Raw genomic sequence first — 12,020 nt, forward strand, 5'->3', positions numbered from 1 at the left:
TTTTAACATCTTAATTAAATTATCTTCTCTTTTTCATAGATCCTAGAATACCTCTTGCAATTTCACGACCAATACTTCTTGTAATTGTTCCTAGCATTGAGTCAATACCTTTATCAATATAGGATTTTTGTTTGCGAGAAGACTTTCTTTCTTTTTCCAATTCCTTTTCACGGTTTTCCATTTCTTTACGCTTTTCTTCTTCTATCTTTTCTCTTTCTTCTGCAATTTTTTCATTTTCAATTCTTTTAATCAAAACTTCATAAGCAGATTCTCTATCCACAGAGTTTTTATATTTTGAATAAAGATTTGAAGATTCTACTAAATTTCTGTATTCAGAATCATTTAAAGTAGCAAAAGAAGAATGTGGTGGAAGAATAAGAGCTTTATCTGCAAGAGTTGGTGCACCACTTTCATCGGCAAAGGAAACTATTGCTTCTCCAGTTCTAAGATTTATAATTTCTTCTTTTAAATCCATTGAGTCATCTTGTCTAAAAGTATTGGCAACAGCATTTATTGCCTTTAATTCCTTTGGAGAATAGGCTCTAAGTTGATGAACAATTCTATTAGATAGTTGTGAAGAAACTTCTTCAGGCACATCAAGTGGATTTTGCGTAATAAAGAAGACGCCAACGCCTTTACTTCTTACAAGTCTTACAACTTGAATTATTTTATCCTTTAAAATACTTGGTGTATTGTTAAAAAGTAAATGAGCTTCGTCAAAGAAAAACACAAGCTTAGGTTTTTCTAAATCGCCAACTTCTGGGAAATTTTCATAAATTTCTGATAAAAGATAAAGAAGTAGCATTGAATATAAAAGTGGTTTGGAAATTAATTTACTAGCATTTAAAATATTTACAATACCCCTGCCAGATGCATCAGTTCTCACTAAATCATTGATATCAATGGCAGGCTCGCCAAAAAATAAATCTCCACCAGCATCTTCAATAAATAATAATTTTCTTGAAATTGCAGAAAGACTTTGGCTTGCAACATTACCATAATTTTTGCTGATTTCATCTCTATTGTCATTTACAAAATTTATAACTTGCTTTAAATCTTTTAAGTCAATTAATAAAAGACCTTCACTGTCAGCAACTTTAAAAATAATATTTAAAACTCCCATTTGTGTGTCGTTTAAGTCTAATATTTTAGAGAGCATTAGTGGTCCCATTTCAGAAACTGTAACTCTAAGAGGAATTCCCTTTTCTCCATAGACATCCCACATGTTTACTGGATAATTTTTAAATTCAAAATTAGAGATGCCTAATTCATTAAGTCTTTCTTGTAACTTGTCATTTATTTCTCCAGGCTTAGAAATATTTGCAAGGTCGCCCTTGACATCAGCGAGAATAGTTGGCACTCCAGCATCAGATAGCCCTTCAGTTAAAACCTTAAGCGTTACAGTTTTACCAGTACCAGTGGCACCGCTTATTAGTCCATGTCGATTCACTTTATTTAAAAGAATACTATTTTCAGATTTTCCCTTTCCAATTAAAATTTTGTCCATGAGAACCCCCTTTATTATGAAAGTTATTAGCTATCTTTATTATAGCAAAGATTACAAAAGTTCACATAAAATAAATTTGAAAAATGTTATAATAAATTAAAAGATTAAGAGGGATTTTATGGAATATATAAAAAAAATTTATGGAGTAAATATAGAAGACCTACCAGGGGATTCATATCTTAGAGAAATTCCCTTTCTAAAAAATTTTAAAGGCATGGAAATAGATAGTCCTGTAACTTTTTTTGTGGGCGAAAATGGAACAGGTAAGTCAACACTTCTTGAAGCCTTGGCAGTAAGACTTGGATTTAATGCAGAGGGCGGTTCAAAAAATTTTAATTTTGCCACAAGAGAAACTCATTCACCCCTTGGAGAGATTCTAGAAATTGGAAGAGGACCAGGCAAGGAGAGGGATGGATTTTTCCTCAGAGCAGAATCCTTTTACAATCTTGCATCAGAAGTTGATAACTTAGCAGGAGGTGGATCCTCAGATTTTTATGATTTTTATGATTCATACGGCGGCAAGTCTCTTCATTTTCAATCCCATGGAGAGAGTTTTAGGTCTTTGATCTTAAATAGATTTAGGGGCAGTGGAATATACCTACTAGACGAACCAGAGTCAGCCCTTTCACCAACATCAGTAATGTCCCTCTTGTGCATAATCCATGAACTTGAAAAAGAAGATTCACAATTCTTTATAGCAACTCACTCGCCAATACTCCTTGCTTATCCTCATGCGAAAATTTTTGAATTTTCTGAAAGTGGCATAGAGGAGAAGACCTATAAAGAAACAGAAGCCTATAGCATCACAAAAACATTTTTAGATAATCCAGAAAAAATGATAGACTTATTGTTTAGATAATAGGAAGCAAGTTAAATAATAAGAATATTTTCAAGCATTTTTAATATTATAAAACAATAAAAGTATATTAATTATTATTGCTGTTGACATTTTTTATAAAGGGAGGAATTTATTATGATGATTAAAACTATTTTTGTGAGTGTAATTTCCAGTTTTATTTTTTATTTTTCTAGTTTAATATACCAATTAATAAGCTTAAAAGTATTTCCAAATTTTACTATTGAAGATACTAATTATTTACTTTTTTTTAGTTTTATAAAAGCTTTGTCTTTTATATTGTTGCTTTTATTATTTTTTAAAATCAAAAATATTAGTTTTTTAAAGAATAAAAACAATGATTACTTACTTAGCAATATTAATAATATGTTTAAATACGGAAGCATAATCTTTTTTATTCTTTTTATAATTTTCCTTGTAATTATAAAATGCAATATGAATTTTTTTGATAGTATGATTTACTCAAATGATGCTATAAATATTAATAATTTTGATAACTATACCATGAAAATTTTAATTATTGTTCTTTTAAATGTTATTCTTGAAGAATTTTATTTTAGATTTACTTTAGTGAAAGTATTAGAAGAAAAATACAGTGAGAAAGTTATCGCATTAATTAGTGCATTTTCTTTTGGATTTATTCATTCTGTAGATATTCTTTCAATAATAAGTGCTACAATAATTGGATATTTTTTAGCTGTAACCTTTTTAAAAACAAAGAGATTAGTCTATTCAATTTTTCTTCACTATATAATTAATGTGGACTCAATTATAACTTTGCCAATAATAAAATTATTTGATCCACAAGAAAAATTGGGCGAAAATTGGATGTTTTTATCTTTTTTAATTATGTTTACAATTTTTTTTGCGATGTACATATTAACAAAAATAGTAGAAAAAAGTTCTATTACAAGGAAGCAAAATGTATGATTATAAAATCTTAGAAACTAGGGAAATTATAAAGTAAGAAAGGACTATGTTATTAACTTATTATAGAGGCAAAAATAAACCTAAGTAGAGGATTACTGGCACTCATGTTTATTATTTTACTAGAAAATGGAAGTAAGACAAAAAACACAGCTGTACATTAAATTTTTAGAAATTTTTTTACAAAGTCAAAGAAATGTTTATTTTTTGTTTATGAAAAATATTTTTTATTTACCCTAAAGTAAGCTTGTGGTAATATTTTTGTGGTATCTTTACATTTAGTTAAATATTTTTAAATATTATATGTTTTAGTAAATTTAAGATAAAGTAGTAGGCAATTTATTTTAATTTTTTATTTCATTTAATATTTCTTATGAGATTTTCTCATTAAAAATTTTTGTAAGATACTAACTTAAAATATGGAGGAAAATATGAAAAAAGTTGTAGCGACTACTATGGCGACTTTATTATTTGGGCTTTCATTTCCGGCTAAGTCCTTTGCTTTACCAAATAATACAGAAGAATTAGAGTCCAAGATTGTTGAAGATTTTAATGTAAAAAAATACAGTGAAAAAATTATTGATAAAGATCCCAATTTAAACTTGGCAGAAGAAAACAAGGGACAGAATCCCAATCAAAGTCAAAGCCTTGCAGAAAGAATTGGAAAAAATAAATTAATTTCAGTTGAAATTTCTCTTTGGCAAGGAGACCCAATCAATTGGAAAGATGGGGTTAAGTTAGAAACTTCTGTAAATGATCCTGAGCTTAGAAGAGCCTTTGATGAGGCGAAATTTGAAGGCGACGGAAGAAATTCTAATAACCAGAGAACTTCAGGTGAGGAAGGAAAGATAAAAGTAACTTTTTCTGATAATTCATTTATTGAAGTTTTAGAACATAAGCTTTATGTTTTCCCACATGTAACTGCTTCAACTTATGCAAACACACCAAAGGATGCAGTAACAACAACTTTCTTCTTAGGAGAAGGAAGTAAAGTTAAAAGCGGTTTAAATGAACAAGTGGGTAATGGAGAACATCCTATTCCATTACAAACATATAAGATAAAACCAGGTACAAATATTCATGACTTCCAGCTGCCAACTAATAAGAATATTTTTGATAATATTTCTGCCATGCCAGCTGATGATTCTTACTCTGATCTTAAATGGGAACCAGAAAACTATATTGTTAGTGAAAATAATAAGTTCTTTACTGCAAGGGCGATCAAGTCATTTAAAATAAGTTTTGAGTTTAATGGTTATGATTCTGATAAGGGTAATAGTGATATAAATTCTTTACCTAAAGAATTAAAAGATAAATTGCCAAGTAAGATTAAGGTTAAAAAAGGAGAAGCTTATGAACCAACTAAACCAGAAAACTTCGTTGAGACTATAAAAGATAATGCTGGTGAAGTTATTAAGGTTTATGAGTGGACTTTTGCTGGTTGGAATCCAACAAAATTTTTAAAAGTAGAAAAAGATGAAAAAGTTTCTGGCACTTGGAAGAGAAAACAAGCAGCATCTCTTAAACCTACAGTTGATAAAGTGACTGAAGGGGATAAAGTTATTAAGGGTCAAGGTGTTGCTGGTTCAGCTATAAAAATAAAGCTTAGAGATAAAATAGTTGAAGTTAATGTTTCTAATAACGGAAAATGGGAAGCTAAATTAGAAAAGGAAGTAAAGAAGGGCGATAATATTTATTTTACTCAAGTTGAAAAGGGTAAAAAAGAGTCTATTCAAATAGATTTAACTGTTGCTAAAAAGAAAAATAACAAACCAACACCAAAACCAAACCCTAATCCTAATCCTAATCCAAAACCTACGCCAAACCCACTTCCAACGCCAAGACCTGATTATAGATTACAAAATTTAAAGAGAAATAACTTTGACAGGACTAGAGCATATAAAGTAAATACTTATGTAGCGAAGAAAATATTGGTAAAAAATAAAAAAGATATGCCAGTAAAATATGTTATAAACTTAAATAATACTCAGTATGATTTTGTTAAGGATGGCGTAACTCAAAAGAGAATGCTTGATGTAATGCCAACAATAAAAAATGACAGACTAATGCTGCCACTTAGAAGTCTTGCTGAAATGATTGGCGCAAAAGTTGAATGGGATCCTACTACTAGAATTGCAACTTTTATAAATAATTCTTTAGTTGCAAAAATTCAAATTGATGGCGATGAAATTGTCTTGTCTAATGGAAAAGTTATAAAAATGGATTCAAAACCTTTAAATATTAATGGAAGAATTTTAGTTTCTGTTTCTAATGTAGGAAAGGTATTTGGACTTACAAATGGAAATACAAAGGACGGCATTGACCAAGATATTGAATGGGATGATGCCAATAAGACAGTTACAATTAATTTAAAAAAATAAATTTTGGTAAAAAGAAAATTAAAGTGAAAAGAACTTGGCAAAAAACCAAGTTCTTTTTGTATTTAAAATGGTGATGATAAAAAATTTAAATAGCTTCTAGTGCTTGTTTGATGTCTTCTATAATATCTTCTGCATCTTCAATGCCAACACTTAATCTTATTAAATCGGAACTAATGCCAGCATGCAAAAGTTCTTCGTCATTCATTTGTCTGTGAGTTGTTGAAGCAGGGTGAAGGACACAAGTTCTTGCGTCAGCAACATGTGTTACAACGGCTGCAAGTTTTAAAGAATCCATGAATTTTGTTGCAGCATTTCTTCCGCCTTTTACTCCAAAGGCAATTACTCCACAGGATCCATCTGGTAGATATTTTTGTGCTAGTTCATGTTGTGAATCCTTTTCTAGGGCAGAAAAGCTTACCCAAGAAATTTTGTCATTATTTTCTAAATATTTTGCAACTGCAAGGGCATTTTCATAATGTCTAGGCATTCTCAAATGTAGGGTTTCAAGTCCAAGTCCTAAATAAAATGAATTTTGAGGTGAAGGAATACTTCCTAGGTCTCTCATTAAAGTTGTAGTCATTTTTGTGATGTAAGCACCCTTGCCAAAAGTTTCAGTGTAAACTACGCCATGATAAGTTTCATCTGGTTCAGTTAGTCCAGGAAATTTGTCTTTGTGTTTAGACCAGTCAAAGTTTCCAGAGTCAATAACAGCTCCCCCAACAGAATTTGCCAATCCATTCATGTACTTTGTTGTTGAGTGAGTTACAATGTCTGCACCCCATTCAATTGGTCTTAAAAATATTGGTGTAGGGAAGGTATTATCAACTACAAGTGGTACTCCATGATCGTGAGCAGCTTTAGCAAAAGTTTCAATATCTAAAACTTTTAGTGATGGATTAGAAAGAGTTTCTCCAAATACAACTTTTGTGTTTTCTTTAAATTCTTTGTTTAAATCTTCTAGTGAAATTGCTGGGTCTACAAAAGTTGATTCAATTCCAAGGTCATTCATTGTGTGAGCAATTAAGTTATAAGTTCCTCCGTAAATTGCAGATGAAGAGATTACATGATCTCCTGCTTTTAAAATATTTAAAAGTGCATAGAAGTTAGCAGCTTGACCTGATGATGTTAAAATTCCTGCAACGCCACCTTCTAGTGCTGCAATTTTTTTAGCAACTGCATCATTTGTTGGGTTTGCAAGTCTAGTGTAGAAGTAACCTGCTTCCTTTAAGTCAAAAAGATTACCCATTTGTTCAGATGAATCGTATTTAAAAGTTGTTGATTGAATAATTGGCAAAACTCTTGGTTCACCATTTTTTGGTTCATAACCAGCTTGTACACATAATGTTCCTAAATTTTTCTTTGTCATTTTGTCCTCCATAAATTATAAATAAATTTGTCGGCAGCTCAAAGGATTAAAAATAAATTCTGATAAGCTAAAGCTTTTATAAAATAAAAAAAGCTCTCGTCCATAAAGGACGAAAGCTATGCTTCGTGTTACCACCTTTTTTCATTATTTTATCACTAAAATAACCTCATAGAGTACCAACATACTCCGAACGCTATAACAGGCGTACCTGTCGCAGTCTAAACAAAAGTCTCGGTGCGATGACTCCAAGGCCATGTTCCAAAGTAACTCTTTTGATTTCTTTCACCAAATGAAATCTCTCTGTGAAAAGTTTTACAATGTACTCTCCTCTTCAAAGTCTATGATGGAATTATAAATTGATAAAAATCTTTTGTCAAGTAAAAATATAATATTTATTTTTTATTTATTCATATTTTAAAAATTTATTAGACAAAATTGTAAATAGACTTGTTTCAAGTAAAGAAAATACAAGCATTTTAATGCCCTCAAATTTATTTATTACTTCAAAATGATTTGTAGTTATAGCAAGTTTACTTGAAGCTATAATATTTTGAAATAGTGGAAATATATTCTGTGCCACAAGACCAAAACCAAAAATTGAAATTAATACTGAAATAAGAACTATTAAGCCAAGAGATTTTAATTTTAAGCTTAAAAAATTCATTAAAGCTATAAGTGGTATAGAGGATAAAATACTTATGCCAATATAGTAAAAGTATATGCCTAATTTTTCCACAGTAAATCCACAGATAAATTTTCCAATTAATATAAATAAACTTATAAAATAAATTTGAGTCAGGCTTATTATTATAAAGGCGATAATGGATTTTGCTATTATAAAATTAATATTTTTTAGGGGACTAGTCCTAATTAATTTTAAGCCAGCCTTATGTTCTACTGACCATAGGCTTGAGACTATAATTGAAATAAGAGGTATTATAAAAAACATAAAGTAAAACAGTGATGTCTGAGTCCAAAGACTTTGCCATTGATTTTTTAAAACTTCTCGATTTAACAAATAATTTATGACACCAAAAATATTTGCCAGTAGGGGAATTATTAATACCGTTGTTAAGAGTGAAAATAATTTTAATTTTTTTAATTCGATTTTTAACATTTAGACCTCCTAAACTTCTTTAGATAGAGTAAATTTATTAATTTTTAAAATATAAATAAGGGCAAGGAAAATATATAATAAACTGATTAATAAACTTAGATAATTTATATTATTTAGAGTTTGCCTAAAAATATCTCCTTCTTTTACATAATTTATATTTAAGATAGTGGCGAAAAGTCCAAAGGGATTTATTTGCGATAAAACTTTTGATGTGAGCATAGTAATTATTCCAGACATTGCTCCAACAATTGAAAAGAAAAGGGAGAAGTAAATCTTTTTACTTTTAATTTCAATTATTGTGAAGATCAATAGCATTGAAATGTTAATTGATAGAGTTGTTAAAAAGTAAATTATTATTCTTTTTATTATCTCCACATCTAACTCAAAGTTTATATTTTTACTTGCTAAAAATATTATTATCAACCATTCAATAATCTGGATTAATAAAATTTTTAAGGACAAAGTTTTAATTTTATTTAATAATATTTTTTGAACTTTTAAGCCAAGACTTATTTGCATTTGCCACATATTATTCTTCTCTTCAATCTCAATTACTTTTTTTACTAGGGATGATAGGGCTATGGGATTAAAAAATAGGGAGATTGCTAAATAAGAATCTAATATCCTTGCAAGCGGATATTTATTAACTTGAAAGTCTTTTGTCTTAAAGGCTATTAGGATAGAAAATAAATGTATGGCAAATAAAATTAAAATTGTGAAATTTAATTTTAAGCCCTTATTCTTTTTTATTTCTAAATTTTTCATGATTTCACCTAACACTTGTCTCTTGAATAAATAATTTTTCAAGACTTTCTTTTCTTTTTTCTACTCTATAAATATCAACTGTATTTACGAGGATTTTTATTATTTTTGCAACTTCTTGCTCACTTTTATTTCCTAAAACTAAATATTCATCAAGAATATTTTCTTGAGGGAGATCAAGTATTTTTGAAGCCCAAATATTATTTGAAGTCTTTAAAATAATTACAGGTGGATGGAGCTCCCTGTATTCTTTTAAAGAACCACTGTAAGTCAAAACTCCATTTTTTAAAATACCTATGTGACTTGAAATTTTTTCAATCTCATCTAGGATATGAGAGGAGATTAAAATACTTGTATTTGAATTTTTTACAATATTTTTAAATAAATCTCTCATTTCTTCAATGCCATAGGGATCAAGTCCATTAATAGGTTCATCTAAGATTAAAAATTTTGGATTACCAATAAGAGCTATGGCTATACCCAGTCTCTGCTTCATGCCAAGAGAAAAATTTCTAACTTTTTTGTCTTTATGCTTTTTTAATCCCACTTTATTTAAAACATCCTCTATGTTTTCTTTTTTTATATTTTTCATATCACAAATAAGGTCTAAATTGTCATAGGCAGTGAGATGGTCATAAAAGGATGGATTTTCAATTAAGGAACCTAAATTTTTATTTGTTTCTTTTTGATTTTTTGCATTAATTTCCTTTCCATATAAACTTATGCTGCCAGAATCTTTTTTAACAAGACCTAGAATTGATTTCATAAGAGTGGACTTTCCAGCACCATTGGGACCTATAAGTCCAAAAATACTCCCTTCTTCAATTTCTAAATTAATATTTTTTAATACTAAATTTTTATCATAGGATTTGCTAAGATTTTCAATTTTTAAAATATTCGTCATGATATTCTCCCTTCTTAATTTCTAAAATTCATTATAAATATGGACAATAACAGAGAGATTTTATGTAGATTACTTTTACATAACATTTTAAAAATTCAAATTTTTATGTGATAAAATTATCTTAAAGGAGAAAGAAATGAATGAATATTTTTAGAGATGCAAGACTTTTATTAGTTGACGATGAAGCTTATTTGATAAATAGCATGTATAAATTCTTAAAAAACAAGGGCTATGACAATGTTATGACAGCAAAAAATATTAAAGAAGCAAGCTTTAAACTTAATAATAATAAGGTTGATTTAATGATATTAGATATAATGCTTCCTGATGGTAGTGGTTTTGAATTATTGAAAGAACTTAGAAAGAAGTCTAACTTACCTGTAATTATTTTATCAGCCTTAAGCGGAATTGATGACAAAAAGGAAGGATTCGACTTAGAAGTTGATGATTATATTGTGAAACCTTTTTTGCCTGAAGATTTGTTATGGAGAATTGAGGCAGTCTTAAGAAGGACCTATCAAAATAAAAACGATAAAATTACCTTATTAGGTGGGATTGTCTTTGATAGGGAAAGGGCAATTTTAATAAAGAATAAGGAAGAAATACAATTAACGGCAAAACAATATAAAATATTAGATTATCTTGCTCTTAATATTAATAAAATTGTCTCAATAGATCAAATTCTTGATAAGTGTTGGGAGGAGAGTTTTGGCTACGAAAACACGCTTATTACACATATTTATAGGTTAAGGGACAAACTTGAAAAAGATCCATCAAATCCTAAAATACTTATAACAGTAAAGGGCTTAGGCTATAAACTTCTTGGAGAGAATAAAGAATGCTAAATTATTTTTTAAAAAAATTAAAGAAATTTACCTTATTTTTTTTAATTTTATTAATTTTAATGATTTCAAGCTTAATTGGAATTTTTTATACTAGTTTTAAGTACTCCAAAAAATATATAACTCCAAATAAGGCGTATGAATTTTTAGAAGAGAATAAGTCTGATGACATTTATTTTACTAAGGAAAATATGGACTTTTTAGGGGAAAAGAATATATGGGCTATAAGAATTGATAAAAATGGAGAAGTGATTGAAAGCTTTAACAAGCCTCATGAAGTTAAAAATAAATTTGAAATAAGTGATATTGTAAGATTTACTAGATATTACTTAAATGATTATCCTGTCTTTACATATGTGGTAAAAGATGGAATTTTAGTCTTAGCTTATCCAAAGAATTCTTTAGATAAGTTTCCTTCTAATTACTATAATTTTGCTTTGTTAAAAGTAGATTTTATTATCTTTTTAATAAGTATTTTCTTATTTCTTCTAATAGTCTTTATATATTATCTTTATGAAGTTAAAAGTATTTTTAAAAAATTAAACCCTCTTCAAATAGCTATTAATAATGTTTTTGATGAAGACTATGAAAAACTTCAAGAAAAAGGAGAGTTAAAAGAAATTTCTAAAACTATTAATGAGGCAAATAAAAAATTTATCAGCATTAAAAAAAGTCAATCTAGCTGGCTTAGAGGCATTAGTCACGATATTAGAACTCCTCTCACAAAGATTTCCTGGGGGATGGAAGGCCTTAAAACAAGAGAAAACTTAGATGAAATCGAAAAAATTGAAAATCAAATTATAAAGATAAGTAAAATTATAGAGGACTTAAATTTGACCAATAGTCTTGAAAACCTAAGTGATAAGCATTTTGAATATGGGGATCCAATTTCTGTTGTAAGAAAATTAATTGTAAATAGTTTAAATGAAAATCCAAGTAGAAATCTTATTTTTGAAAATAGTGTAAATAGAGAAATAAAAATTAAAATGGACGACCATTTATTTTATAGGATGCTGGAAAATATTTTAAATAATAGCATTAAATATGGTAAGGGAAAAATTTATATAAATTATGAAAATTTAGATAATAACTTAATTATATCCATTAAAAATGAGGGAAGTCCTATTGAAGAAAGTGTTATAAATAGATTAAGTGAAGAAAATCTATCTGATGTTTATACCCATGGAATGGGCTTATTTGTGTCAAAACAAATTTGCAAACTTCATAAGGGGAAAATGGAAGTTAAAAATCTATCTCCAGGTGTAATAGTTTCCTTTAATTTTGATACAAAATAAAAAGCACAAGAATCTGCTACTTATGTCCATACTATTGACGATTTGTTAAAGTATGTAATATAA

10 protein-coding genes and 1 other annotated feature are annotated in these 12,020 nt (G+C 28.5%); of the genes, 5 read left to right on the forward strand and 5 right to left on the reverse strand.

What is annotated here, in order from left to right:
- Nucleotides 1-19 precede the first annotated feature (19 nt).
- Nucleotides 20-1,507, reverse strand: coding sequence for a helicase HerA-like domain-containing protein (locus JOD41_RS00150; RefSeq protein WP_205051068.1), 1,488 nt, complete (start codon nt 1,505-1,507; stop codon nt 20-22).
- A gap of 118 nt (nt 1,508-1,625) precedes the next feature.
- Between JOD41_RS00150 and JOD41_RS00155 the strand changes: the two genes are divergently transcribed.
- The 3 genes from JOD41_RS00155 to JOD41_RS00165 all read left to right on the forward strand — a co-directional run bounded on the left by JOD41_RS00155 (nt 1,626) and on the right by JOD41_RS00165 (nt 5,671).
- Nucleotides 1,626-2,366, forward strand: a complete 741-nt coding sequence (locus JOD41_RS00155; RefSeq protein ID WP_205051069.1) for an AAA family ATPase — start codon at nt 1,626-1,628, stop codon at nt 2,364-2,366.
- 114 nt (nt 2,367-2,480) lie between these two features.
- Nucleotides 2,481-3,293: a CPBP family intramembrane glutamic endopeptidase gene (locus JOD41_RS00160; RefSeq protein WP_205051070.1), complete on the forward strand. Its 813-nt coding sequence runs from the start codon at nt 2,481-2,483 to the stop codon at nt 3,291-3,293.
- Nucleotides 3,294-3,721: 428 nt separating this feature from the next.
- Nucleotides 3,722-5,671, forward strand: a complete 1,950-nt coding sequence (locus JOD41_RS00165) for a stalk domain-containing protein (RefSeq protein ID WP_205051071.1) — start codon at nt 3,722-3,724, stop codon at nt 5,669-5,671.
- An 85-nt stretch (nt 5,672-5,756) separates the two neighbouring features.
- On the opposite strand, the gene JOD41_RS00170 is transcribed toward JOD41_RS00165, so the two are convergent.
- From JOD41_RS00170 to JOD41_RS00185, 4 genes are all read right to left on the reverse strand, one after another.
- Entirely contained in the window at nt 5,757-7,037 is a 1,281-nt protein-coding gene (locus JOD41_RS00170; RefSeq protein WP_205051072.1) for an O-acetylhomoserine aminocarboxypropyltransferase/cysteine synthase family protein, read from the reverse strand.
- A 102-nt stretch (nt 7,038-7,139) separates the two neighbouring features.
- Nucleotides 7,140-7,381, reverse strand: a binding site (T-box leader).
- Between the two features lie 59 nt (nt 7,382-7,440).
- The gene (locus JOD41_RS00175; RefSeq protein WP_205051073.1) at nt 7,441-8,154 is read right to left on the reverse strand and encodes an ABC transporter permease; all 714 of its coding nucleotides are present in this window, start codon (nt 8,152-8,154) and stop codon (nt 7,441-7,443) included.
- Between the two features lie 9 nt (nt 8,155-8,163).
- On the reverse strand, nt 8,164-8,919 hold the full coding sequence (locus JOD41_RS00180) for a hypothetical protein (RefSeq protein ID WP_205051074.1): 756 nt from the start codon (nt 8,917-8,919) through the stop codon (nt 8,164-8,166).
- A 4-nt stretch (nt 8,920-8,923) separates the two neighbouring features.
- Entirely contained in the window at nt 8,924-9,820 is an 897-nt protein-coding gene (locus JOD41_RS00185) for an ABC transporter ATP-binding protein (RefSeq protein WP_205051075.1), read from the reverse strand.
- Between the two features lie 140 nt (nt 9,821-9,960).
- Here JOD41_RS00185 and JOD41_RS00190 point away from each other — a divergent pair, with 140 nt between their 5' ends.
- The gene (locus JOD41_RS00190) at nt 9,961-10,665 is read left to right on the forward strand and encodes a response regulator transcription factor (RefSeq protein WP_205051076.1); all 705 of its coding nucleotides are present in this window, start codon (nt 9,961-9,963) and stop codon (nt 10,663-10,665) included.
- On the forward strand, nt 10,659-11,957 hold the full coding sequence (locus tag JOD41_RS00195) for a sensor histidine kinase (protein ID WP_205051077.1): 1,299 nt from the start codon (nt 10,659-10,661) through the stop codon (nt 11,955-11,957). Before JOD41_RS00190 ends, JOD41_RS00195 begins: the two co-directional genes overlap by 7 nt.
- Nucleotides 11,958-12,020: the final 63 nt, after the last annotated feature.

The sequence above is a fragment of the Peptoniphilus gorbachii genome, from assembly GCF_016908115.1.
Taxonomy (GTDB): domain Bacteria; phylum Bacillota; class Clostridia; order Tissierellales; family Peptoniphilaceae; genus Peptoniphilus_A; species Peptoniphilus_A gorbachii.